The organism is Pandoraea pneumonica, assembly GCF_902459645.1.
GTDB lineage: Bacteria > Pseudomonadota > Gammaproteobacteria > Burkholderiales > Burkholderiaceae > Pandoraea > Pandoraea pneumonica.
This window is the reverse complement of the sequence record NZ_CABPSK010000002.1, coordinates 355,506-379,340: the sequence shown is the minus strand read 5'-3', so window position 1 is coordinate 379,340 and position 23,835 is coordinate 355,506. Positions and strand designations below refer to the sequence as shown.

At 63.0% G+C, this 23,835-nt stretch carries 21 protein-coding genes; 11 read left to right on the top strand and 10 right to left on the bottom strand.

The window, feature by feature from the left end:
* Nucleotides 1-287 precede the first annotated feature (287 nt).
* The 4 genes from PPN31114_RS10770 (at nt 288) to PPN31114_RS10755 (ending at nt 6,250) form a co-directional block, all read left to right on the top strand.
* A complete protein-coding gene (locus PPN31114_RS10770) occupies nt 288-824 on the top strand; it encodes a sigma-70 family RNA polymerase sigma factor (protein WP_246182505.1) in 537 nt (178 codons plus the stop codon).
* Nucleotides 821-1,903 carry a FecR domain-containing protein gene (locus PPN31114_RS10765; RefSeq protein ID WP_150679512.1) on the top strand — a complete coding sequence of 361 codons (1,083 nt, stop codon included), beginning with the start codon at nt 821-823 and terminating at the stop codon, nt 1,901-1,903. Before PPN31114_RS10770 ends, PPN31114_RS10765 begins: the two co-directional genes overlap by 4 nt.
* A 137-nt stretch (nt 1,904-2,040) precedes the next feature.
* Complete coding sequence (locus tag PPN31114_RS10760; protein ID WP_174987927.1) at nt 2,041-4,536, top strand: TonB-dependent siderophore receptor; 2,496 nt, start codon at nt 2,041-2,043, stop codon at nt 4,534-4,536.
* 76 nt (nt 4,537-4,612) lie between these two features.
* Nucleotides 4,613-6,250 (top strand): SH3 domain-containing C40 family peptidase, encoded by a 1,638-nt coding sequence (locus PPN31114_RS10755; RefSeq protein ID WP_150679510.1) that lies wholly within the window; start codon nt 4,613-4,615, stop codon nt 6,248-6,250.
* 45 nt (nt 6,251-6,295) lie between these two features.
* Here PPN31114_RS10755 and PPN31114_RS10750 read toward each other — a convergent pair whose 3' ends face one another.
* Nucleotides 6,296-6,649 (bottom strand): RidA family protein, encoded by a 354-nt coding sequence (locus PPN31114_RS10750; RefSeq protein WP_150679509.1) that lies wholly within the window; start codon nt 6,647-6,649, stop codon nt 6,296-6,298.
* A 138-nt stretch (nt 6,650-6,787) separates the two neighbouring features.
* On the bottom strand, nt 6,788-7,444 hold the full coding sequence (locus PPN31114_RS10745; RefSeq protein WP_150679508.1) for a TetR/AcrR family transcriptional regulator: 657 nt from the start codon (nt 7,442-7,444) through the stop codon (nt 6,788-6,790).
* Between the two features lie 156 nt (nt 7,445-7,600).
* Between PPN31114_RS10745 and PPN31114_RS10740 the strand changes: the two genes are divergently transcribed.
* The 4 genes from PPN31114_RS10740 to PPN31114_RS10725 all read left to right on the top strand — a co-directional run bounded on the left by PPN31114_RS10740 (nt 7,601) and on the right by PPN31114_RS10725 (nt 11,944).
* The gene (locus PPN31114_RS10740) at nt 7,601-8,893 is read left to right on the top strand and encodes an NAD(P)/FAD-dependent oxidoreductase (protein ID WP_150679507.1); all 1,293 of its coding nucleotides are present in this window, start codon (nt 7,601-7,603) and stop codon (nt 8,891-8,893) included.
* A 53-nt stretch (nt 8,894-8,946) separates the two neighbouring features.
* On the top strand, nt 8,947-9,345 hold the full coding sequence (locus PPN31114_RS10735; protein ID WP_174987924.1) for a DUF3331 domain-containing protein: 399 nt from the start codon (nt 8,947-8,949) through the stop codon (nt 9,343-9,345).
* Between the two features lie 287 nt (nt 9,346-9,632).
* Complete coding sequence (gene blaPNC, locus PPN31114_RS10730) at nt 9,633-10,835, top strand: PNC family class C beta-lactamase (protein ID WP_150679505.1); 1,203 nt, start codon at nt 9,633-9,635, stop codon at nt 10,833-10,835.
* Nucleotides 10,836-10,948: 113 nt separating this feature from the next.
* A complete protein-coding gene (locus tag PPN31114_RS10725) occupies nt 10,949-11,944 on the top strand; it encodes an alpha/beta fold hydrolase (protein WP_150679504.1) in 996 nt (331 codons plus the stop codon).
* A gap of 22 nt (nt 11,945-11,966) precedes the next feature.
* On the opposite strand, the gene aceE is transcribed toward PPN31114_RS10725, so the two are convergent.
* Nucleotides 11,967-14,663, bottom strand: a complete 2,697-nt coding sequence (aceE, locus tag PPN31114_RS10720; RefSeq protein ID WP_150679503.1) for a pyruvate dehydrogenase (acetyl-transferring), homodimeric type — start codon at nt 14,661-14,663, stop codon at nt 11,967-11,969.
* Nucleotides 14,664-14,763: 100 nt separating this feature from the next.
* Between aceE and PPN31114_RS10715 the strand changes: the two genes are divergently transcribed.
* Together PPN31114_RS10715 and PPN31114_RS10710 are read left to right on the top strand one after the other, a co-directional pair.
* On the top strand, nt 14,764-15,222 hold the full coding sequence (locus PPN31114_RS10715) for a MarR family winged helix-turn-helix transcriptional regulator (RefSeq protein ID WP_150679502.1): 459 nt from the start codon (nt 14,764-14,766) through the stop codon (nt 15,220-15,222).
* A gap of 173 nt (nt 15,223-15,395) precedes the next feature.
* Entirely contained in the window at nt 15,396-16,007 is a 612-nt protein-coding gene (locus tag PPN31114_RS10710) for a glutathione S-transferase family protein (RefSeq protein ID WP_150679501.1), read from the top strand.
* Between the two features lie 2 nt (nt 16,008-16,009).
* Here the strand turns inward: PPN31114_RS10710 and metC are convergent, their stop codons facing one another.
* The 7 genes from metC to PPN31114_RS10675 form a co-directional block, all read right to left on the bottom strand.
* A complete protein-coding gene (gene metC, locus PPN31114_RS10705; protein WP_150679500.1) occupies nt 16,010-17,197 on the bottom strand; it encodes a cystathionine beta-lyase in 1,188 nt (395 codons plus the stop codon).
* 77 nt (nt 17,198-17,274) lie between these two features.
* Entirely contained in the window at nt 17,275-18,882 is a 1,608-nt protein-coding gene (locus PPN31114_RS10700; RefSeq protein WP_150679499.1) for a rhodanese-like domain-containing protein, read from the bottom strand.
* 135 nt (nt 18,883-19,017) lie between these two features.
* Nucleotides 19,018-19,608: a cysteine dioxygenase family protein gene (locus PPN31114_RS10695; protein WP_150679498.1), complete on the bottom strand. Its 591-nt coding sequence runs from the start codon at nt 19,606-19,608 to the stop codon at nt 19,018-19,020.
* A 92-nt stretch (nt 19,609-19,700) separates the two neighbouring features.
* On the bottom strand, nt 19,701-20,477 hold the full coding sequence (locus PPN31114_RS10690) for an amino acid ABC transporter ATP-binding protein (RefSeq protein WP_174988105.1): 777 nt from the start codon (nt 20,475-20,477) through the stop codon (nt 19,701-19,703).
* A 46-nt stretch (nt 20,478-20,523) separates the two neighbouring features.
* On the bottom strand, nt 20,524-21,216 hold the full coding sequence (locus PPN31114_RS10685; RefSeq protein ID WP_150679496.1) for an amino acid ABC transporter permease: 693 nt from the start codon (nt 21,214-21,216) through the stop codon (nt 20,524-20,526).
* 4 nt (nt 21,217-21,220) lie between these two features.
* Complete coding sequence (locus tag PPN31114_RS10680) at nt 21,221-21,913, bottom strand: amino acid ABC transporter permease (RefSeq protein ID WP_150679495.1); 693 nt, start codon at nt 21,911-21,913, stop codon at nt 21,221-21,223.
* Nucleotides 21,914-21,928: 15 nt separating this feature from the next.
* Nucleotides 21,929-22,756, bottom strand: coding sequence for a transporter substrate-binding domain-containing protein (locus tag PPN31114_RS10675; protein ID WP_150679494.1), 828 nt, complete (start codon nt 22,754-22,756; stop codon nt 21,929-21,931).
* 179 nt (nt 22,757-22,935) lie between these two features.
* On the opposite strand from PPN31114_RS10675, the gene PPN31114_RS10670 reads away from it, so the two are divergent.
* Nucleotides 22,936-23,814, top strand: coding sequence for a LysR substrate-binding domain-containing protein (locus PPN31114_RS10670; protein ID WP_150679493.1), 879 nt, complete (start codon nt 22,936-22,938; stop codon nt 23,812-23,814).
* Nucleotides 23,815-23,835 lie beyond the last annotated feature (21 nt).

The following is a 23,835-nucleotide window of genomic DNA, read 5'->3' as shown; positions in this document are numbered from 1 at the left end:
GCATGCGCGCCTCGGGGGAACTACTTTATCAGGCCGATACGACAGGCGCTGACAGCATCCACGCTCCGTTCGGCATTGGCGATTGTACTGTACATTTATACAGTTCGTCGTACATACCCCCATTACCGATAGTCCTAATTTTCGGGATGTCGGCTTCTGCACACCCCCTATTTATTTCCCCCCGTCGCCGCCCCATGCGTGACATGATATGATGCGAATGATTATCATTAACCAACGAAGCTGTTGAATCAGCGACGGTTGCGTCCGTACGCGGCCGAGCCAAGATCATGATGCGTGACGACAACGGGGGCCGCACTGACCACGCACGCGCCGAAGCGTCCGGCGTGGCCGCGCTCTATCACGATCACCACGGCTGGCTTCGCAACTGGCTGCACCGCAAGTTGGGCAATCACGGCGACGCCGCCGATCTCGCGCACGACACCTTCGTGCGGCTGCTCAGCAAAGACACCCCCGTCAGTCCACGCGAACCCCGCGCCTTCCTGACCGTTGTCGCCCAAGGCCTCGTCGCCAATCTGCACCGTCATCGCAAGATCGAAGCCGCATATCTCGATACGCTCGCCGCGCTTCCCGACGCCGTCGCGCCCGATCCGGAAACGCGCGCCATCCTGCTCCAGACCCTCATCGATATCGACCGCCGCCTCGACGGCCTGCCGCCGGTCGTACGCCGCGTGTTCCTGATGTCGCAACTCGACGGCCTCGCGCAGCGCGACATCGCCGCCGCCGTCGGCCTCTCTATTGCCACCGTGCAACGCCATATCGTCAAAGCGCTGCACACCTGCTGCTTCGGGAGCGACCGCCCATGAGCGCCAATTCGCATCGCGCCGGCGACCCGCTGCCGGAATCGGTCACGCTGGCAGCCACCGAGTGGTTCGTGCGCCTGCAAACCAACAACGCCGCCGACGGCAATGCCCACACCCGCGCCACCGACCACGCCGCATGGCGACGTTGGCACGACGCCGATGTGCGGCACGCGCAGGCATGGCAGCGCCTGGTCGACTTCGGCAGTCAGATGCGCACCGTGCCGCCTGCGATCGCACATGGCACGCTTTTACGCCTGAACGCCCGCAAAGCCAAAGCGAGTCAGTCGCGTCGCCGCGTGCTGGGAATGTTGGCTTTCGCCACCGTCGCAGGCGCGGCATGGACCGCTCGCGACAGCTCCACGGTGCGCTCGCTGCACGCCGACTTGAGCACCGGCGTCGGCGAGCGCCGCAATGTCCAGCTCGACGACGGCACCGCACTTGCGCTCAACACCGAATCCGCCGTCGACGTCCGTTTCACGCAAGACGTACGCCGCCTGCATTTGCTGCGCGGCGAGATTGCCATCACTACCGGTACCGATGCGGACCACGGGCATCGCCCCTTCTTCGTCGACACCGCCTACGGCCGCTTGCAAGCCCTCGGCACACGCTTCGTGGTGCGACAACTCGACGACACCGCGTCCGTCACGGTGCTCGAAGGCGCGGTGCGCGTCACACCCTCGAACGCGACGTCCGACGCCATCGTGCTCACGGTGGGTCAGAGCGCCACGTTCGACGCCACGGCGATCCGCTCGCGTGTCGACGATCCAAGCGCCGTCAATGCCGCGGCCGCATGGACGCAAGGCATGCTCGTCGTCCACGCCATGCCGCTCGGCGATTTCCTTGCCGAATTGAGCCGCTATCGACGCGGTCATCTCAGTTGCGCGCCCGAAGTGGCTAATTTGCGCGTCTCGGGCATCTATCCGGTCGACGATACCGATCGCGTGCTCGACATGCTCGCGCGCGCCCTACCCGTCGATGTCACGCGTTACACCCGCTGGTGGGTGCGCGTACAGCCGGGCACGCAAAGCGGGGAGTCGCCCGGGCGCTTCCGGGCTGTCGGTGGCGATCGAACGCACACTTGATTCGCTGGTTCGATCGACACGCGCTACCGCCAATCCAAATATTTTTGCCGTCGGATGAGGGGTTTTCGAATCTCGCGGGGCATAGGAAGGAATGCCCATTTCGATGTTCGATGCTCCATAGAAAGGAATCCGCCGTCATGTCTTCTCACGTCAGCCCCACGCCGATGCGTGCCGCTCGTGTTCGCGCCAATGCTGGTACCCGCCGCGCCGTCTCGCTGGCCGCCTTCGCGCTCTTCGCGCTGAGCGCACACGCCCATGCCGCCGACGCGGCGCCCGCGACGACTGCCACTACTACTACGACCCCGGCAAGCGCCGCCCGCCCGGCACAGTCGCTGCATATTCCGGCCGGCTCGCTGCAACAAGGCCTCGTCGCCTTCGCCCAGCAAACCGGGCTGATGATTTCGTACGACGCCGCCCAAATTGCAGACAAGCGCACCGCAGGCGTGTCCGGCACTTACACGCCGTCGCTCGCACTCGCGATCCTGATCGAAGGCACCGGCCTGCAAGCGACCGGTCAGCCCAACGGCGGCTATATCGTCGCCCCCGGGGCGACACCCGGAGCTGCCGGTGCCGGGGCGGCCGTCTCGCTGCCCACAACCAGCGTGAGCGCGCAAGCAGAACGCGACGTGGCGCGCGGCCCGGTTGTGGGCTACGTGGCACAACGCAGCGATACCGCGACGAAGACCGACACGTCGATCATGCAGACGTCGCAGTCGATCAGCGTGATCCCCCGCGACCAACTCAACGATCAGGCGGTGCAAACCGTGAGCGATGCGCTCAAGTACGCCGCAGGGGTGAACGCCGACCCGTACGGCAGCGATACGCGCGCCGACTGGTTTTACATTCGAGGCTTCAACGCCGATGCCTATTGGGACGGTCTGCGCATTCCGCAAATTGCCAACCGCCCGGGCAGCTATGCCGCGATTCGCGCCGATCCGTACACACTCGAGCGCGTGGAAGTGCTGCGTGGCCCCAGCTCGATCCTGTATGGCGCGGGCAACCTCGGCGGTCTGGTCAATCTGGTGAGCAAGGCACCGAGCGCCGAGGCGTATCGGGAAATCGGTGTCGACTACGGCACGTTCGATCGCCGTCAGTTGCGCGTGGACATGACCGGGCCGATCAACGACGACGGCACGTTGCTCTATCGCGTCACCGGTCTGGGCCGTCTGGCGAATACGCAGACCGACAACGTGACCGACGACCGCATCATGATTCAGCCCTCGATCACGTGGCGCCCGAACGCGCAAACGAGCTTCACGTGGTTCTTCAACTACATGCAGGACAACATGGGCTCGTCGGTCAGCTACGGCCCGGCCATCGGCATGGTGACGCCGTCGCGCTGGGGCCGCATCGACCGCGACCTGCTCACCGGCGACCCCGCCTTCGACCGCTATCGCAAGACGCAGGTCGCGACGGGCTATCGCTTCGAGCACCGCATCAACGACGCGTTGCAAGTCCGTTCCAGCCTGCGTTTCACCCACATGGATCTCGACTACAAGTCGATCTACGGCACCGCACTGCTCGCCGATCAACGCACGTTGCAGCGCACCGCCTATCAGGCCGAGCCAATCCTGAATGGCTGGCAGATGGACAACAACGTGCAGTACGACACGACGACCGGGCCCATCGCGCACAAGGTGGTCGGGGGAACGGACTTCCAGTCGCAACGCTTCTTGAACCGCGTGTGGACCGGCTCGGCACCTTCGCTTGATCTGTATGCGCCGGTCTATGGCGTCAAAGGCGTGCTCCCGGCGAATCCGACCACGAGCACCGACCAAACCCAAACGCAACTCGGCCTGTACCTGCAAGACCAGATGCGCTGGGATCGCTGGTATCTGACGTTGGGCGGACGTGAAGACTTCACGTGGTCGACGACCGACAACAACATCGCGAAAACGTCGGTCAAGCAAACCCCGAACAAGTTCACGTGGCGTGCTGGCCTGTTGTACGAATCGAGCTTCGGTGTGTCGCCGTACTTCAGCTACTCGACCTCGTTCCTGCCGACGCTCTCGACCAATCTCGCCGGTGACCCGCTCAAGCCGACGACGGGCCAGCAGTACGAAATCGGTATCAAGTATCAGCCGACGAACACCAACGCCATCTTCACCGCGTCGTTGTTCAACCTCACGCAGCAGAACGTATCCACGTCGGACCCGACCAATACGCGCAACACGATTCAAACCGGCGAAGTTCGCTCGCGCGGTGTTGAACTCGAAGGCCGCATGAGCCTCACGAACCAGCTCAACGTCGTGGCGAGCTACACGTATCAAGACGTGGAAGTCACACGCAGCAACAACGCCGATCTGGGCAAGCGTCCGTACGGCGTGCCGCGCAATATGGCGTCGTTCTGGGCCGACTACGATTTCGGCAGAATCGGTGACGTGAAGCTCGGCGCAGGCGCGGGGGTGCGTTATCTGGGTCAGACCGCAGGCGACTCGGCCAACTCGTTCTCGGTGCCGGGCGTGACGCTCGTCGACGCCATGCTGCATGCCGACATCGGCTGGCGCTGGCGTCTGCAACTGAACGCCACCAATCTGTTCGACCGCACTTACGTGGCGGGCTGTAACACCACCGTGCAGTGCTATTACGGCACGGGCCGCACGGTCATCGGCAGCGTGACCGCGCGCTGGTAAGCGAGAGCGTCTCGCAGACGCTAGCCCTCGGGGCGATGGAGTAGCATGACGCCATTCAGGCTCTCCATCGTCCCCCATGGGTGCAAACCTGCCGGCGCTGCGCGCCAATGTGCCGACAACGCGTGCCCTGGCGCGTACCACGGCTGCCCTCGCAACCCTTGCCAGTGCATTGATGCTGCTCGGCGCCTGTGCAGGGCCTTCGCAACACAGCGACGCGGCCACCGCGCCATCCGCCTCATCCACTGCGGCAGCGGCGCAACCCCGCTTCAATGTCGCCCGGTTCCCTATCGAGCACTACGATCAGGACGTCGATCACTGGATCCGTCCCGATGCCCCTGGCTACGATCAGCCACTCATTTCCCAAGCCGAACAGACACGCCGCTTCGACGCCTTCCGTGCGCGCTATTTCGGCACGGCGCCGGGGGATCCGTCGCCGTGGAACGGCACGTGGCTTTCGACGTCGCTACTGAACGCCGCCGGCGCGAGCCAGATCGCAGACTCGCAAGCACGGCGCGTGCGGCGTTTTGATAACAGCGCGGTCGGCGTCCGTAAGACGTACGGCGAGAATTTTCAGCCGCACTCGCAAGCGTGGATACGGGCCATCGAGCGCAATATGGCGCTCGCACAACTCGATGCGGATCATGCCGACTGGCGATACGACCCACGCCGTCGCGGCATCACGGTCGACAACGCGCTTGTGCGGCAATTGCCGACGTCCGATCCGGCGTTCTACGACTTCCATCAGGCTGGTGAAGGCTATCCGTTCGACGCGCTGCAAGACTCCGCGCTTCGCCCCGGCACCCCCGTGTACACGCTCGCACGCAGTATCGACGGCGCGTGGCTGCTCGTCTATTCGCCGGATTTGATCGGATGGGTCGATGCGCGCGCCGTGGCGTCGGCCGACGAGCACTTCGTGGCCACCTGGCGGGCGGCGGCACAGCGCGGACTCGGCGCTATCGTGCAGGCAGACACCCCACTCGCCGACACCGTGCCGGGCACGCAGCGGCAGGTCTATCGCACCACAGCCCCCATCGGGACGGTGCTGCCGATGTCACGGCTTCGCGATGGCCGTCAGGCCGTGACGTTCCCGATTGCCGACACGCAACGCGCGGCGGTCGTGCGCACGATCGTGCTCGACGACAGCACCATCGTGCCGATGCCGTGGACGCTGACGCCCCGCCACATGGCGCAAGTCATGAAGCAGATGATCGGACGTCCGTATGGCTGGGGAAACACGCTGTTCTACAACGATTGTTCGGCGGAGACACGCAGTCTCTTCGCGCCTTTCGGTATCTGGTTGCCGCGGCATTCCTCGGATCAGTTGCGTGCGGGCCGTCGTACAGACCTTCGCAACGCCGATATCGATACGCGCTTGCGCACGCTTGCCGAGCATGGAAAGCCATTGATGACGCTGATCCACATCGACGGGCACATCATGCTGTATCTGGGCAACACGCAGATCGACGGACAAACCGTGCCGATGACGTATCAGAACGTGTGGGGACTATCGCCGGCGGATAACAGCCGTCGCAATGTGATCGGCGGCTCGGTGATTCTGCCGTTGCTCAAGACTTATCCGGAAGACCCGGACGCTCGTTCGCTGGCGGGCAAGCGGCTGTTCGAGCTCAGTGTGATCGGCGATGGGAGCGCGGATGCTAACGGCGATGCCGCTCGCGCGAAAAGCGTGGACACGCCAGAGGAAATGCCGCAGTGACACAGCGGCTGCGTGGCTCACCGCAGTGAGCCACGCGCTTGAGACTTACGCCAGTGCGGTGACGGCGATTTCCACTTCGAGACCGGCACGCATGAGCGGCGACTGCACGCAGGCACGCGTCGGGGCGTGGCCTTCGGGCACCCAGGCGTCCCAAACGGCGTTGAATTCAGCAAAGTGCTTGGCGTCCGACAGCCAGATGTTGGCGGTCAGCAGACGGGTCTTGTCGACACCGGCCAGCGCCAGCAATTCGTCGATGCGCGTGAGGATTTCCGTCGTTTGCTGCGTGACCGAGATGTTCGGGGTGTCCGGCACCTGACCCGCCAGATACACCACGTTATTGGCGATCACCACCTGGCTCATGCGGGCATTGGTTTTCAGACGCTTGATTTCGTTCGACATGGGGGCACCGTAAAAGAAAAAGGGCCGGACGTCGGCCCAGGCCCCGATATCTTATACGACTGACGCGCACCGCCCCGCTCCGAATTGCACATCATTAGCGAATGCTTACGACGTGCATAGAACGCGATGGCTACGCGCTCACTGTCGAATCAACGCCATCGCACAGTCCAGCACGGTACGCTTGAGATCCGCCATGCCTTCGGGCGGCAGGAACGGGCCCATCATGTGGCGATACGACACCGTTTTGCTGATCGCGGAAGTCAGCATGAAGAACATCACGTCGGCGTCTTCGACACGGCGGTCTTGCGCGACGAGCCAGTCGGCGACCAGCGGCACCATCGCGTCGCGATAGGGGCGCACGAGGCGCTGCGTGAGGATATCGAGCCGCTCGCCCTCTTCGGTCGCAGCAGTCGAGAAGAACATGCCGATGTCGGGGTTATCGAACACGGCCTCCACGAACAACTGAACCGCTTGTTCGATGCGCTCGGCGGGCTCGATCGGTGCACGCCGCAGCGCGAGCGTGTCGTCGATGAGCGAGCGCGTGAGCGTCGCGATTTGATCGACCACCGCCACCCACAACGCTTCCTTCGAGCCGAAATGATGCGCAATCAGTGCCGCATCGACGCCCGATGCCTCCGCTATCTGACGCACGCTACTCGCATAGAACCCCCGCTGCGCAAAAATGCGCCGCGCGTTGTGGAGCAACGCATCGGCACCGTGACAGTTATCGGTGGGACGGCCGCGCGTACGTTTGCGCGGCAAGTCGGCTTGCGAGACAGCTTTATTCGGAGTCATTGAGCGATGGGGTAATCGAATTCGCGACAGCAATGCGCCAAGTCTAACCGACCCGCGCGAACCTGCCTGCCCAGACACACCCCATTTGACACGATGGGGGCACGGTCGCTATTATGCGCTTATTCATCACTTGTTGAATTTGACATTTCCCCCCAAATGTCCCGCGCAAACCGAATTGTGATCGTCGGTGGCGGTGTTGCCGGTCTCATGCTGGCTACCCGCCTTGGCCGAACGCTGGGTCGTACCGGCGTTGCGCGCGTGACGCTCGTCGACCGCCACCCTACCCATCTCTGGAAGCCGATGCTGCACACCATTGCGGCCGGCACGCGTGATGTGGCGCGGGCGCAGGTGGCCTACCTGGCGCATGCGAGTTGCAACGGCTTCACGTATCAAGTCGGGCACATGTGCGGACTCGATCGCGGCAGCCGCGAGATCGTTTTGGGAGAAATGGACGCACCGGACGGCTCGCGCCTGCTAGGCGAGCGCCGGGTGCCGTACGACGCGCTGGTGCTCTCGCTAGGCTCGCAGGCCAACGATTGCGGCCTCCCCGGCGTACGCGACGCGTGTCATTTCATCGACAGTCAGCCACAGGCGGAAGCCTTCAACGCCGCTTTGCGTTGCGAAGCCGTACGCAGCACCGTGAACGACGACGCCTTACGTGTGGTGATCGCGGGCGGTGGCGCCACCGGCGTCGAACTGGCGGCCGAATTGAGCCGGATGTTCGAAATGGCAACGGCCTACGGCGACCCGCAAATTCGCGAACGCCTGAAGCTCACCCTCGTCGAAAGCGGCCCGCGTTTGCTGGGGGCCTTTCCGTCGGAAGTTTCCTCTGCGACCCAAGCGCAACTGGAGCACATCGGATTTCGCGTGCTGACCGATACGCGCATTGTGTGCGCGGACCGCGACGGCTTTTATCGCGACGACGGACAGTTGATTCCGGGCGATCTGCTCGTGTGGGCCGCCGGCGTCAAAGCACCGGACTTTTTGCAGGGCATCGGCGGTCTGGCGACCAACGATGCGAATCAAATCGTGGTGCGCGCCACGATGCAAACGGCGCAGGACGAGCGCATCTTCGCCATCGGCGATTGTGCGTCGCTCGTGCCGACTAGCGGCGAACGTGCTTTGCCGCCGACGGCGCAGGTCGCCACCCAGCAGGCAGCCCATTTAGGCCGTCATCTGGGGGCGTGGTTCGAAGGTCGCGCGATTCCGGCGTTCAGCTATCGCGACCATGGTGCGCTCGTATCGCTCTCGGACTACAACGCGTTCGGAGCCCTCGGGCGATTTGGATTTTTCAAAGGTGGCATCGTGCGCGGACGCTTTGCGCAGTGGAGCCACGCGATGTTGTACCGGCGTCATCAACATGCGCTGCACGGGGTTGCCCGCGCGACGGCGCTGTTGGGTGCCGAAAAACTCGGCGGCCTGCTCGGGCCGCGCATCCGGCTGGCTTAACTATGCGAAGCGAAAACAGAACCAATTGCAGCAACCGGAGCGGCCGTGGCCGTGTGTCCGGGATATCCAACGCCTCGGGCGCCGCCGTGCGCAACAAAGGCGTATGGCAGCACACGGTGGCCATGCTCGATGCGGAACCTGTCGAGTGTCGCCCGGTGATTCCGTACACCCGGCGCGCGCCTATCGTCCGCGTGCTCGAAATCGCGAGCGAACTGACCATCACCGTGTCGTGGAACGACGCCATGGGCGGCAACTACGGCGCGCAGATCTGGCGCGTGCGCAAGGCCCATCACCCCGGCGTGTGCGCGCTCACCGGCGAGCCGATCGACGTGGGCGATTTCGTCTACCGTCCGCTCTTCGGCGACGTGCCGCCGCTCAACGCGGATGCCATGATTTCCGCCGCAGCGATTCGTCGTGAAGTGCGTGAAGAGCCCGCGCTTCAGGACGGCTGATCGTCCCAACGCCGCTGCACCACGCAGCAGCGTCGAACAAGACCCCCGCGCTGGACGCTAGTCCCCCCTCCCCCCGGAATCGGTTCAGCGTGTTACCGCCCCCAGAGGGCGGTTTTTTTCGTCCCGAGTTGTCGTCAATCGAAGGTTGCATCGGTTACATCCGTTACCAGCATAGGGAACGACCGGCGACAACTTTCGGATTAGGCTTAGCGCAGTCCAAACGAGCGGACGAGCGTCGTCGTTCCCACGACGCCCCGCCGCATCAGCCTTCCGGGAGACCGCATCCGATGACATCGCGCAACTTCACAACCACCGCCTTCGCCGCTATTGCCACCGTCGCCGCTATCGGCTGGATGGCCGTCAGCGCACGCAGTTATGCGGCACAGCCCGGCACCGATCCGCAGCGTGCTGCGATCAAGTCTCTCGTCGATAAAACCATCGCGCCGGTCATGAAAGACAACGCTGTGCCGGGTATGGCGGTAGGTGTCATCGTCGACGGCAAGACGTACGTCTTCACCTATGGCGTCGCCGACAAAGCCGCGAACAAGCCCGTGACTGACGACACGCTGTTCGAGATCGGCTCAGTGACCAAAACGTTCACGGCGACGCTCACGGCTTACGCGCAAGCCACCGGCGCCCTCTCGCTCACCGACAAGACGAGCCGTTTCCTGCCGTCGCTGGCAGGCACACCGTTTGGCGACCTCACGCTGCTCAATCTCGGCACCCACACGGCAGGCGGCCTGCCGCTGCAAGTGCCGGATGAGATTCGCACGGACGATCAATTGCTCGGTTATCTCAAGTCGTGGAAGCCGGAAGGCACGCCGGGCACCGTGCGCAAGTACTCGAACGTGAGCATCGGCACGCTCGGTTTTATTACGGCGCGCGCAATGGGCGGCGATTACAACGCGCTGATGACCCAACACGTGTTCACGCCGCTGGGTCTGTCGCATACGTACTTGAGCGTACCTGCCGATCAGATGGCGAACTACGCGTGGGGCTATGCGAAGAACGACAAGCCTGTGCGTGCGAATCCCGACATTCTCGAAGCGAAAACCTATGGTGTGAGGACGACGGCGGGTGACCTGTTGCGCTTCGTGAGCGTGCAACTCGGCAAACCGATCGGCGACGCCAAGTTGCAGCAAGCGATTCACGACACACGTATCGGTTACTACTTCGACAGCCCGATGACGCAGGACTTGATCTGGGAGCAATACCCGTACCCGGTCACGCTCGATTCGCTGCTCGCCGGTAACGGACCCAAGATGGCTTACGAGACCACGTCGGCCCGTGAGCTCTCGCCGTCGATCGCGCCGACGCAGGCTGTCTGGGTCAACAAGACCGGCTCGACCAATGGTTTCGGTGCTTATGTGGCCTTCGTGCCCGCGAAGCAGATGGGCATCGTGATGCTTGCCAACAAGGCGTTCCCGATTGCCGAGCGCGTGCGCGCCGCGCACCAGATTCTGTCGACGCTGGACGGATCTGCGCGTTGATGCGTTATTGCGCTGCGCATGATGTCAGATTGCTGTGGTACGAATAGCGGCAGCGCACCCGGTGAGATCGTGGCCGGGGCATTCCGTCACGTCGTCTCATTGCCGCTTTCGTCATGCTCAAGTCCGCACAGTCACTGGGGTTAGCGCTTGCCCTTACGGTCGCCGCCAATATGTCTCACGCTGCCAGCACTGAAATACAAGCACCGGGACCGCAAGGGCCGCTCGCGGGGACGCTTGAATCGCCTGCGCAACCGCTCGCCACGGTGCTTATCATTCCCGGCTCCGGGCCGACGGATCGCGACGGCAATAATCCGCTGGGTGTCCGCGCCGAGCCCTATAAGCTGCTCGCCGATGCGCTGGCCGAAAATCGCATCGCCAGTGTGCGCATCGACAAGCGCGGATTATTCGGTAGCGCGAAAGCCGTTCCCAGCGCGAACGCCGTCACCGTCGACGACTATGTGCAAGACACCCTGACGTGGATCGGCACGATCCGCCAGCAAACGAGCGCACGCTGCGTCTGGCTGCTCGGTCACAGCGAAGGCGGATTAATCGCGCTGGCAACGGCAGCGCGGCGTCCGGAGGGTGTTTGTGGGCTAATCCTCGTGTCCACTGGCGGGCGTCCGCTCGGCGAAGTCATCAGCGAACAGTTGCACGCCAACCCCGCCAACGGCCCGATCGCCGATGCCGGTGATGAGGCAATCCGTGCGCTCACCAAGGGTGAACGTGTCGACGTCAAAGCGCTACCCGCACCGCTCGCGCCGCTCTTTGCACCGGCCGTGCAGGGATTCCTGATTAGCCTCTTCGCGCAAGACCCGGCCAAACTGATTGCCAACGTGCAAGTCCCCACGCTCATCGTGCAAGGCGAGCGCGACCTGCAAGTGAGCGTCGTCGATGCGCAGCGCCTCAAGGAAGCCCAGCCTGCTGCGACGCTCGCGCTACTGCCCGACACAAATCACGTGCTGAAAACCGTGACCACCGACAACCGCGCGGCGAACATCGCAACCTACGGCAATCCGTCGTTGCCGCTCGCGCCCAATGTCGTCAGCGCCGTTTCACGCTTCATCGCGGAGCACACGATCACGGATAGCGCGCCGCCAGCGGCAAAGTAACCACCGGCGGCACGCCTTGGCGTCACACCGACGCCGGGTCGAGCTTCTCGGGATCGATACCGTATTTGACGATGGCTTCGGCCGCCAACTCACGCGGCAGTTTGCCTTCATCGGCCAGCGCCGAGAGTGCCGCCAGCACGATGAAATGGCGATCCACTTCGAAAAACGCGCGCAGCGATTCGCGCGTATCCGAGCGGCCGAACCCATCGGTGCCTAACGTCACGAAGCGTCGATTCAGCACGAACGGACGAATCTGATCGCCGACGATCTTCATGTAATCGGTCGCCACCACCACCGGCCCGTCGCGATCGGAAAGACATTGCTGCACATACGGCACGCGCGGCATCTGCGACGGATGCAACAGATTCCACCGCTCAACGGCCAACCCCTCGCGTCGCACTTCCGTCAGGCTCGTCGCACTCCACACGTCGCTCGCGACCCCGAAGTCCTTCGCCAGCAATTCGCTTGCCGCAATGACCTCGCGCAAAATCGCCCCACTTCCCATCAATTGCACGCGCGGCGCATCGGGTGCGGGAGCGATGCCTTCGCGCAGCAGATACAAACCCTTGAGAATGCCCGCTTCGGCCCCTTCTGGCATCGCGGGGTGCGCATAGTTCTCGTTGAGCAGCGTGACGTAGTAGTAGACGTCTTCGTCGTTCGCATACATGCGTCGCATGCCGTCTTGCAGAATCACCGCAAGCTCGAACTGGAACGTCGGGTCGTACGACACGCAGTTCGGAATCACCGACGACAGCACGTGACTGTGCCCGTCATCGTGTTGCAACCCCTCGCCCATGAGCGTCGTGCGCCCCGATGTCGCGCCCAGCAAGAAGCCGCGCGTGCGTGCGTCACCAGCCGCCCACGCCAGATCGCCCACGCGTTGCAGACCGAACATCGAGTAGAAGATGTAGAACGGAATCGTCGCGAAGTCGTGCGTGCTGTACGACGTGCCTGCGGCAATCCACGAGGCAATTGCGCCCGATTCGTTGATCCCTTCCTGCAAGATTTGGCCGTCGCGGGCTTCCTTGTAATAGCTCAGTTGACCGGCATCTTGCGGCGTATATAGTTGGCCGACATACGAGTGAATGCCAATCTGGCGGAACAGACCCTCCATGCCAAACGTGCGCGATTCGTCCGGCACGATCGGGATAACGCGTTTGCCAATTTCAGGATTTTTGAGCAGTGTCGTGAGCATGCGCACGAACGCCATCGTCGTCGATAACTCACGCTCGCCCGAGTCCTTCAACTGCCCCGCAAATGCCTCAAGCGGCGGAATCGCAAGCGGTGCGCGAAGGCCGAAACGCGCAGGCTGATGACCGCCCTGCGCCGACAATCGCGCCGCAAAATAGCGGCCTTCGGGGCTGTCGGGCGCTGGCTTGAGATATGGCATGTCTTCGAGTTGATCGTCGCGCACGGGCAGATCGAAGCGATCGCGAAACGCGCGCACGGCATCGGCACTCATCTTCTTCAGTTGATGGTTGACGTTCTGCCCTTCGCCCGCCTCGCCCATTCCGAAGCCCTTGACCGTCTTTGCGAGAATCACCGTCGGCCGCCCTTCAGTGCGCATTGCCTGCGCATAAGCCGCGTGAACCTTCAGCGCATCGTGACCGCCGCGCGCCAGTTGCCATATCTCGTCGTCGCTCAGATGCGCGACCATGGCAAGCAACTCGGGCGACGTGCCGAAGAAGTGCTCACGCACGTACGCCCCGTTCTGCGACTTGAACGTCTGGTAGTCGCCATCGACGCAAGCCATCATCCGCTCGCGCAGCAACCCGTGGGTGTCTCGCTCCAGCAAGGCGTCCCAGCCGCTGCCCCAAATCACCTTGATGACGTTCCAGCCCGCCGCGCGGAACGTGCCTTCCAGTTCCTGAATCACCTTGCTATTGCCACGCACCGGCCCGTCGAGCCGTTGCAGGTTGCAGTTCACGACGAAGATCAGGTTGTCGAGCCGCTCTCGCCCGCCCAAGGAAATCGCCGCGAGCGATTCCGGCTGATCCATCTCGCCGTCGCCGAGAAACGCCCAGACCTTGCGCCCCTGATGCGGCTTCAAACTGCGGTATTCCAGATAACGCATGAACCGCGCCTGATACGCAGCCGTCAGCGGCCCCAGCCCCATCGAAACCGTCGGGAACTGCCAAAAATCGGGCATCAGCCTCGGATGCGGATACGACGAAATACCGTCGCGCCCGGCCTCGCGCCGAAAGTCGTCGAGTTGCGCTTCGGAGATGCGGCCCTCCAGATACGCCCGGCCATAGATGCCCGGCGCGGAGTGCCCCTGAATGTAGATCATGTCGCCGTCGAACGTCTCGGTACGGCCTCGGAAGAAGTGATTGAAGCCCACGTCGTACAGCACCGCCGCCGACTGATACGTCGCAATATGCCCGCCCACGTTCGAATGCTTGCCCGCACGCAGCACCATCACCATCGCATTCCAGCGAATGAAGGCATTGAGCCGGCGCTCAAGCGACAGATCGCCCGGATAGTCGGGCTGACGCGCCTTCGAAATCGTGTTGACGTATGCCGTCGTCACGCGCCCGTGAAAGTCGCCGTGTCGCTCGAAGTCCCAATCGGCGAGACGGTCCATCAGGTAATGCGCACGGGCACGGCCTTCGTATTGCGTCACACCGTCGAGGGCATCGAGCCACTCGCGCGTTTCCTGTGCGTCGATATCCGTGGGCGTGGAATTGCTTGCGTGTACCGCCTGTATCGGTTGAGTCATGACATGCCTCCTTATGCGTTGCAATTGCAATCGTCTTGACGGCCATTCTAGCCATGTACAATTGCAACTGCAACTCACATCCGAATTCGACGAGGCCCCAATGAGTTCAACCGACCCCGATCTGTGGTTTTCCTTCGTGCGCGCGCACCGCACGATGATTCGCGAAATCGAGCGCCGTCTGGCGGACGCTGGATTACCGGCCTACGCGTGGTACGACACGCTCTGGGGGCTGGAGAGCGGGCCCGAAGGCACGCGCCGCATGCATGAATTGGCCGATGTGCTCGCCATCGAGCGCTACAACCTCACGCGGCTGATCGACAGGCTGGAACAGGAAGGCTTGGTCACACGCATGCGTTCGCCGGAAGACGGCCGCGCCGCCTACGCCACCATCACCGACAAAGGCCGCACGCTGCGCAAGAAGATGTGGAAGGTGTATCAGTCCGCTGTCGCGGAATTGTTCCTGAGCCAATTCCGCGAGAAAGACGTGCGCCCCACCGCCGAAGCGCTCGATCGGGCCAGCGCCGCCGCCTTCGCACTCCTCTCCGACGCCAAGCGCTAGGGCCTGTTCACGCGAAACCGGCGTTCCCGATGGTCGATATGCCCACACCCAATGTGGGCATTCGATGACTCGCTTGCGGTGCCAAACGAAACCGCCTAGGATTGCATTTGCAACGATTGCAATTGCAATCCATTGAGCGCAGTCATCGAGCGACCACCTACGAGAGGAACGTCATGGCAACCCCCATCACGCTGTACACCGCCAACACCCCTAATGGGCTGAAGATCAGCCTGTATCTGCGCGAAGCGGGTCTCGCTTATGAGCAGGTCGATGTCGATCTGTCGGCGGGCGAGCAAAAGCAGCCGGAATTCCTGCGACGCAATCCGAACGGCAAGATCCCAGTCATCGTCGATCACGAAAGCGGCCAAACGGTCTTTGAATCGGGGGCGATTCTCACGTATCTCGCGGCGAAGACCGGCGCGCTACTGCCCGCCGAGGAAGCAGACCGCCTCGCCGTGCAGCAATGGCTCCATTTCCAGATCGGCGGCATCGGGCCGATGCTCGGGCAATTGTGGTGGTTTTTGCACGGGTCGAAGACGGACAACCGCGAAGCCATCGAGCGGTATCGCAAGGAATCGCTGCGGCTGCTCGGCGTCGTCGAATCACGTCTCGCGCAGTCGGCGTATCTCGCGACCGGTGAGTACACGATTGCCGATATCGCCGCGTTTGCGTGGCTGCGTTCGCATGAAGAACTGCATTTGGATATCGCGGCGTTTCCACACGTGCAGCGCTGGCTCGCAAAAATCGAAGCGCGCCCAGCCGTGCGGGCTGCGTGCGCTTCGTAACGTTATGCCGCAATCCGCTCGAAGCTTGCCGCCAGATCTTCCATAAGATCCTGCGGGTCTTCGAGGCCGATGTGCAGTCGCACGATCGGGCCTGCTGTCGACCAGTCTTCGCAGGTGCGCGTGCCCGCGACGTTCGACACCGTCGCGAGGCTTTCGTAGCCGCCCCACGAAGCGCCGATGCCGAACAGCGTCAGCGAATCGACAAACTGATTGGCTTGCGCCGCCGTCGCATTCGAGAATTCAAACGAAATCAGCCCGTTGGTGCCGATGCAATCGCGTTGCCAGAGGTCATGCCCCGGATGCGTCGGCAGTGCCGGACAAAACACGCGTGCCACGTCGGGCAAGCCTTCGAGCCAATGCGCAATCTCTAGCGCGTGACGCTCGTGCATTTGCAAGCGAGCCGCCAGCGTGCGGGTGCCGCGCAGCACGAGATAGGCGTCGTCGGGGCTCACGGCCACACCCTGTGCGTCGCACATTGTCGAGAACGTTTGCCAGACTTCCTCCGTCGTGGTGACGGTGCCCATCATGACGTCCGAGTGGCCGCTCAGATACTTGGTCGCCGCCATCACCGACACGTCGGCCCCTAGCATCAGTGGACGATACTGCACGCCGGAACCCCACGTGTTGTCGGCAACGAGCAGCGCGCCATGACGGTGCGCCAAATCCGCCAGCGCAGGGATATCGCACATCTCGTAGACGAGCGAGCCGGGCGCTTCCACGTAGACGATCTTCGTGCGCGCGGTCATGTGCTCACCGGCGTCGCTGCCATCGGCGCGGAAGTAGGTGACGTGAACGCCCCACGGCTTGAGGAACGTCTCGACGAAATGGCGAAGCGGCTGGTACACGCAATCGGCAATCAGCACGTGATCGCCCGGGCGTACGTAGGCGAGAAACACCATCGAGATGGCAGCCAATCCGGTCGGAAAGAGTCGCGTGCGATAGCCGCCCTCAAGCCCGGCCACCACGTCCTCCAGCGCGAAACCCGTCGGATTGCCGCGTGCGCCGTAAGTGAACATGCGCTCGGTGCCACGGCGGCGGCGGGCGTCGTTCATGTCGTCCATCGTTTCGAACAACACGGTGGACGCACGCACCACGGGCGGATTGACGGCACGGCCGCCGACGACAGGAGTATGCGTGCCGCCTTTCACAAGGCGGGTGGCGAGACGTTGGGGGGGCGATTGTCGGGACATGTTCAGGGCGTTGGCAATGACCGGCAGGTCGAATTCATCGCGTGCACGGTCACGCCGTGCACGCACTGGCTCTGCAATTACTTGGCGACGGGAGCGGCCTGCTCACCGATACGGAACGCACCGCGCTCCTGATCGTCGAGTTGGGCCAGCAGACCCGTCTCCCACGCCAGATACTGACGCGCGGCCGCTTTGTTGCCGTCGTGACGGTCATGCACGAAGAACAAGTAATCGATGCACTCGGCGTCCGGCGGCAAATCCGGCGTGCTTGCGCCCGGCTGGCCTGCGGCCGTCCACGCTTTGAAACCGCCTGCGAGCAGCGAGAACGTACGCGTGTCGCCGGGATGCGCACGACGCCAGTCTGCCACGAACAACTCGGCGACGCCGCGCTCGTCGGCGACGAGAACGATATTTTGCGTCCCAGCCAATTGCGGCAGCTGCGGGCGAATCGCCCATTGCGCACCGGGGATATGTTCCTTCCGATAGCTCATGCTCGGACGCACATCGACCACACTCACGCTTCCATTCGCCATCGATGCGGCGAGCGTCGCCGCGTCGATCTCAGGCAGGGTGATATCGAACGCCGCCGTCGTGGCCGCCAGTGACACACCGCTGTTGAGGCCATCGCGCAAGACACTCGCGTCGTGACCCAACTGACGCAGCCAGCTTGCGACGATCGGTGCACGCACACCATCGTTGTCGAACAGCACCAGCCGCGCATGACGCACGCCGACGTACTGATCGGTGGCCTGAATCAACTGGCCGCCCGGCGTGTGTTGCGCACCGGGCAGGGTGCCTGCGGCGAATTCTTCCGGCGTGCGCACGTCGCACAGGAACAGCGAACGCGACGAATCGGCGGCCCATTGGGCAAACGTGTCGGCGTCGATTTCCGGCACGGCAAAGCGTTCCGCCAGCGCGCCGCTCGCTTCGCGCATCTGCGCCACGCTCGACGGCGTGACCGCATCGGGATACCGGCGCGTGCTGCCATGTTCGAGCGGCAGGTCTTCGAGATACCAGCCTTGCGTGCCGTTCTCGAGCGCCATCACCGGGTTCGGAATACCGAGGTTGATGAGCGTCTGCGCGCCGATGATGCTGCGCGTGCGCCCGGCGCAATTCACCACGATAGGCGTTTGCGGGTTCGGCACGAGTTCGCGAATGCGGTAACCGAGTTCACCATTCGGGCAGCAGATCGACGACGGGATCGTCATCTTCAAATACTCATTGACGGGGCGGCCATCGAGAATCACCACGTCGTCGCCGCGCTCGCGCATCGCGGCGAGTTCACGTGCCGTAACGCGTGGCGTGTGATACGCCATCTCCACGAGTTCGCCGAAGGTTTTCGACGGCACATTCACGCCAGCAAACAGCGCATAGCCCGCTTGCTGCCAGCCTTGCGTGCCGTTCTCCAGCACGTGCACGTTGGTGTAGCCCAGCGCCGCCAGACGCTCGGCCGCCTGCACAGCGACAGTCGCCTCGGTGTCGTAGACCACCACGCGGGCGTCGCGACGCGGCGCGAGGCGAGGGATGTCGAGCTCGAGGCGGCTGTATGGCAGGGTCACGCCGTAGAACAGGTGAGCTTCGCCGTACTGGCCGTGCTCGCGCACGTCGAAGACGGCGATCTCGGCGCCGTCGTGCAGCCAGTCCTTGAGCAGGGCCGCTGGCACGAATGATGGGGTGAACGAGGTCATAGCGTAGCGTCGATATCTAAGTTCGCTGCGGCGTTTGCCGAAACGTAGGGATGAGCGAGCCCGCACCGCCTGTTGGGGCGGTGTGATGCGGGAGGCGCGAGACTCGCTCGCGCCGTCAGGAATTACCGGTGGGGTTTAGCGACGCGTCTTCACGCCGATGTCCATCACCTGATACGTGCCTTTGTCGAGATCGAACGTGATGCGCTCGGTGAGCGTCTCCAGCGCGCGGCCGTACATGTGCAGGTGGCGGATGGGCGCTTCGCCCTTGATTTCCACGGCGTGAATGTCTTCCGATGCCAGCGCGATGCCGTGCCCCGGATCGACCACCACCGTGTCGCTCACTTCGAGCGTGCCGACGCCCGGCGTCGCGCCGTCGTCGGTGCGGCGATACACGTAGTTGTATTCGGTGCCGTCGACCGCTGCGATGCACGCCCACGTGGTGTGGTTATGCGGCGTGATCTTCTTGCCCGGGCGCATCACGTTGAGATACAGCGCGTAGGTGCGGTCGGCATCTTCGTGAATGAGGTAGCGGGCTTGCAGTTCGCCGTCGTTGGGCGGCGGGAAGTCGGCTTCGTCCCACAGCGCGGTGCGTGCCGCGAGCGATTTGACTTGTTCGAGCACGGCGGCGAGTGCCGGACGCGTTTCGCCCGCCGGGGCCAGTGCGGCCTTCATTGCGGCGATGGCATCGGCCACGACGGCCTGGCGTTGTTCAGTTTGCGTGGACATGATGAGGGAGTTCTCCGTGAAGCTTTGTTATGGATATGCCCGAAGGTCGCTGACCCGGGCAGTGTCGCGTGTGTCGTTATAGGTATGGGGTATCAGGCCGGTACAGACGCCAATACAGGCTCGCGCGGCATGCTCACGAACTGCGGGCGCAACACGTCTTGCAGGAAGCGCTGCGCGCGGGCGTGCTTCGGCTGACTGAAAAATTCCGATGGCGGCGCATCTTCGAGCAACTGGCCCTGATCCATGAACCAGACGCGACTCGACACATCGCGCGCGAAACCCATCTCGTGCGTGACGATCATCATCGTGAGCCCTTCGTCGGCCAGCGAGCGCATGACTTGCAGCACTTCCTGCACCATCTCCGGGTCGAGCGCACTCGTCGGCTCGTCGAACAGCATGAGCGGCGGCTTCATCGCCAGCGCGCGCGCAATGGCCACGCGTTGTTGCTGGCCGCCCGAGAGATTGGCAGGCATCGCATCGATCTTATGCGCGAGGCCGACTTTCGTCAGCAGCGCTTCGGCCTGCGCGGTGGCTTCGTCGCGCGACATGCCGAGCACTTTCGTGGGCCCTAGAATCAGGTTCTGCCGCACCGACAGGTTCTGAAACAGGTTGAAGCTCTGGAAGACGAAACCGATACGTGCGCGCAATTGGTTGAGTTTCACGTCGCGTGCCGTCACGTCCTTGCCTTCGAACAGGATGCGTCCCTGCTGAATCGCCTCAAGCCGGGTGACGGTACGGATCAGCGTCGACTTGCCCGAGCCCGACGGCCCGCACACCACCACGACTTCGCCGCGGTTGATGGTGGCGTCGATGCCCTTGAGCACATGGTGCTCGCCGTAGTATTTCTGGACATTCTCGAATGCGAGCATGGTCATGGCCGCGTTCTCCTTCTGAATACTTGAGTGCTTCACGTGCTCAAGCCAACCCCGCGCGTTGGCGGGCGATGCGGCGCTCCAGCCAACCGGCGAAGCGCGAGATGGCGAAACACACCACGAAATAGAATGCTGCGAGCACGAGGAACGTTTGCAGCGGCTTGGTCAGCGTAATGGTGTTGACCTGTGCGGCGGAGTACGTCAGCTCGGGCACGCCGATCACATAGGCCAGCGACGTTGCCTTGATGATCGATACGAACTGATTGACGATCGACGGCAGCATGTTGGCGAGCGCCTGCGGCAGTTGCACGTAGCGCATGCTTTGCAGCCAAGACAGCCCGTTCGAGCGCGCGGCTTCCATCTGACCGCGCGGCAAGCCTTCCAAACCGGCACGCACAATCTGCGACAGGAACGCGCTCTCGTAGACGATGATCGCGCACACCGCCGTCGTGAACGCCGAGACTTCGGCCCCCACGAGCAACGGCACGGCGAAGTACGCCCAGAAGATGATCATCAGCAGCGGAATGCCGCGCACGAGACGCGTCCACACACCGATGATGCGACGCAGCCAGCGCCACGGCGAGACCTGCCCCATGCCGATGGCAACCGCAATCGGAAACGAGATCACCAGCCCCAGTGCCGAGAGAATGAGCGTGATCGCCACGCCGCCCAGCGGGCCGTTGGGCCAACTGCCGACGAGGAACAACGCGAGATAGTCGTGAAGAATCTCGAACATGGCTTTAGGCTCCCGACGGCGCCGTGCGGCGCTTGGAGAAATGCTCGGAGAGCGCCATCAGGGCCAGCGTGCCGATCAGGTACAAAATCGTCGCCACCAGAAAAACGTCGAACGTGCGGAAGGTCAGGTTATCGATCTGACGCGTGCGATACAGCAACTCGTGCACGCCGATGGCCATCGCCAGCGAACTGTTCTTGAAGAGCAACAGCGCCTGATTGAGCAGGGCGGGCAACGCCACGCGAATGCCTTGCGGCAGGATCACGTAGCGAAACGATTGCAGATACGACAGACCGATCGACCACGCGGCTTCCTGCTGCGTATGCGGAATGGCGCGCAGCCCCGAGCGCAAGTCTTCGGAGATGAACGCGCCCGAGTTGAGCGCAAGTGCCACCGTGGCAAAGAAGAACTCGGTGTTGCCGGCATTGATCCAGTCGCGTGCGCCGTCGGGCAGCAGTTGCGGCACGCCGAAGTACCACACGAGAATCTGCACCAGCACCGGCACATTGCGGTGGTACTCCACCACCACGATCACAAAGCCCTTGAGCAGTTTCACCGGCATCGCGCGCAGCGTGGTGAGCACCACGCCCACCACGATCGCGAGCAAGCCCGAGACCACGAACAGGCGCAGTGTGGTGAGCACCCCGTCGCGAAACAGCTTCAGGTAGCCGTCATCGAGCAAAAACGAGAGATCGAACATCGCGGGGCGTCTCGCTTACTGCACTTTGATCGGCTCGACCTTATAGTCGCGCGTGAACTTGTAGACCGACTTGGTGCCGAGCCACTTGTCGAAGCTGTCTTGCAGGCCGTTGGTCTTCTCGTAGTCTTGCAGAATCTTGTTCACCGCTGCCATCAGCGCCGGCTCACCCTTGTTCATCACCACGCCCCAGCGCTCTTCGAACACCGGCTTGGTCAGCAAGCGAAACTGCTGCGGACCGCCTTTGGCCGCTGCTTCGTTGGCAAAGCGCGCCAGAATCAACTGACCGGCGACGAGACCTTCCACCTTGCCCTGTTGCAGCGCGAGGAACGCCGACGAGATGTCGTGGAACGTGAGCAGGTTCGAGTCGGGCAAACGGGTGACCGACACAGCCGCCGAACTGGAGCCTTCGGACGCGGCGATCTTCTTGCCAGCGAGTTGGTCGAGCGTCTGAATCGGCGAATCGGCGCGCACCAGCACGCGAATCGGGGCAACGAAGTATTGGTCGCTGAAATCGACCTGTGCGGCGCGAGCTGGCATCCACGCCACGGCAGCGGCCAGCACGTCGACGCGGCGCGTCTTGAGTTCAGGAATACGGGCATCGGTCGACAGGGCGCGATGTTCGAGCTTCACGCCGAGGCCCTTGGCAATCGCGCTGCACACGTCGACGTCGAAGCCGACGATCTTGCGCGTGGCGGCATCGGGGAACGCGTAGGGCTCGCTGGCGTTTTGCGTACCGCAAACGAGCGTGCCGCGCGCCTTGATATCCGCCAGTTGGTCAGCGTGTGCGACGCCCGTCATGGCGAGGGTCGCGAACAGCGCGGCTGCAAGGTGTCGTTGCCACATGATCCTGAGTCTCCTTGGGTTGGACCGATTGAGGGGATCCATTAGCGGGGGAGTGATCTGCCCTCGGTCACATAAATATTGCTTGAGTGTTAAGCAGGTTATCGACCAAAATCTGCAAGAACAATTTAATTTTTATCCCGGATACATTAGCAACTCTGAAGTATCCCGCTCGGAGATTTATGCGAAATCTGGACATCGATCTGCTGCGCACCTTCGTGGCCATTGCCCAGCACGAGACCTTTGCCGCGGCGGCGACGCGCGTCGGCCGCACGCAGTCGGCGATCACGCAGCAGATGCAGCGGCTGGAGCAGGAAATGGGCTGCCCGCTGTTCGAGAAACAGGGTCGCCAGAAGACGATGACGGCGGACGGTGTCCGCCTGGTGGCATACGCGAACAAAATTCTCGCGCTCAACGATCAGGCCGTGCAGGTGATGCACACGCGCGGTCCGGCGGAGAAGCTGCGCATCGGCTCGCCACACGACGTGGCCGATTCGATTCTGCCGAGCATGTTGCGCCGCTTGTCGAAACTTTCTGCCGAGTTGCAGTTGGAGATCATCGTTGGGCGCAGCCCGCACCTGATGGACGCCTTGCGCGACAAGGAACTGGATCTGGCCATTTCGACGCGCTACGACGAAGGGTTTCCGGGCATCAAGTTGCGCACGTCGCCGATGGTGTGGATTTGCGCGGACGATTTCATCTTCAATCCGGCCGAGCCGGTGCCGCTCGTGATGGCCGACGAGTTGAGCCTGTTCCGGCGGTTGTCGATCGAGCGGCTGAACGCTGCCGGTATTGCGTGGCGAACCAGCTTCCATTCGCCGACGCTCACCGGCATCAAAGCTGCGATCAGCGCCGGGCTGGGTATTACCGCGCGCACCACCGAGTTGCTCGACGCCAATATGCGCGTGCTCTCCGAGGCCGACGGTCTGCCCCGTTTGCCCGACGTGGCGTTCTATCTGTATGTGCAGCCCACGTGCACGAGTCAGGTGCTGCGTGAGTTATTCGAGTCGACCGAACACATCGCGTCGCGCTTCGGGCCGCCGTTTCTGATTGGGGAATAGGGCGGCGGGCCGAACGTGACG

What these genes read in the sequence shown, in the direction of transcription:
- aceE (WP_150679503.1), bottom strand. Translation starts at nt 14,663, where the DNA reads ATGACTCAACCGATACAGGCGGTACACGCAAGCAATTCCACGCCCACG.
- PPN31114_RS10750 (WP_150679509.1), bottom strand. Translation starts at nt 6,649, where the DNA reads ATGTCGAACGAAATCAAGCGTCTGAAAACCAATGCCCGCATGAGCCAG.
- PPN31114_RS10695 (WP_150679498.1), bottom strand. Translation starts at nt 19,608, where the DNA reads ATGTCCACGCAAACTGAACAACGCCAGGCCGTCGTGGCCGATGCCATC.
- PPN31114_RS10760 (WP_174987927.1), top strand. Translation starts at nt 2,041, where the DNA reads ATGTCTTCTCACGTCAGCCCCACGCCGATGCGTGCCGCTCGTGTTCGC.
- PPN31114_RS10725 (WP_150679504.1), top strand. Translation starts at nt 10,949, where the DNA reads ATGCTCAAGTCCGCACAGTCACTGGGGTTAGCGCTTGCCCTTACGGTC.
- PPN31114_RS10680 (WP_150679495.1), bottom strand. Translation starts at nt 21,913, where the DNA reads ATGTTCGATCTCTCGTTTTTGCTCGATGACGGCTACCTGAAGCTGTTT.
- PPN31114_RS10685 (WP_150679496.1), bottom strand. Translation starts at nt 21,216, where the DNA reads ATGTTCGAGATTCTTCACGACTATCTCGCGTTGTTCCTCGTCGGCAGT.
- PPN31114_RS10700 (WP_150679499.1), bottom strand. Translation starts at nt 18,882, where the DNA reads ATGACCTCGTTCACCCCATCATTCGTGCCAGCGGCCCTGCTCAAGGAC.
- PPN31114_RS10770 (WP_246182505.1), top strand. Translation starts at nt 288, where the DNA reads ATGATGCGTGACGACAACGGGGGCCGCACTGACCACGCACGCGCCGAA.
- PPN31114_RS10690 (WP_174988105.1), bottom strand. Translation starts at nt 20,477, where the DNA reads ATGCTCGCATTCGAGAATGTCCAGAAATACTACGGCGAGCACCATGTG.
- PPN31114_RS10740 (WP_150679507.1), top strand. Translation starts at nt 7,601, where the DNA reads ATGTCCCGCGCAAACCGAATTGTGATCGTCGGTGGCGGTGTTGCCGGT.
- PPN31114_RS10755 (WP_150679510.1), top strand. Translation starts at nt 4,613, where the DNA reads ATGGGTGCAAACCTGCCGGCGCTGCGCGCCAATGTGCCGACAACGCGT.
- PPN31114_RS10710 (WP_150679501.1), top strand. Translation starts at nt 15,396, where the DNA reads ATGGCAACCCCCATCACGCTGTACACCGCCAACACCCCTAATGGGCTG.
- metC (WP_150679500.1), bottom strand. Translation starts at nt 17,197, where the DNA reads ATGTCCCGACAATCGCCCCCCCAACGTCTCGCCACCCGCCTTGTGAAA.
- PPN31114_RS10745 (WP_150679508.1), bottom strand. Translation starts at nt 7,444, where the DNA reads ATGACTCCGAATAAAGCTGTCTCGCAAGCCGACTTGCCGCGCAAACGT.
- PPN31114_RS10675 (WP_150679494.1), bottom strand. Translation starts at nt 22,756, where the DNA reads ATGTGGCAACGACACCTTGCAGCCGCGCTGTTCGCGACCCTCGCCATG.
- PPN31114_RS10765 (WP_150679512.1), top strand. Translation starts at nt 821, where the DNA reads ATGAGCGCCAATTCGCATCGCGCCGGCGACCCGCTGCCGGAATCGGTC.
- PPN31114_RS10670 (WP_150679493.1), top strand. Translation starts at nt 22,936, where the DNA reads ATGCGAAATCTGGACATCGATCTGCTGCGCACCTTCGTGGCCATTGCC.
- blaPNC (WP_150679505.1), top strand. Translation starts at nt 9,633, where the DNA reads ATGACATCGCGCAACTTCACAACCACCGCCTTCGCCGCTATTGCCACC.
- PPN31114_RS10715 (WP_150679502.1), top strand. Translation starts at nt 14,764, where the DNA reads ATGAGTTCAACCGACCCCGATCTGTGGTTTTCCTTCGTGCGCGCGCAC.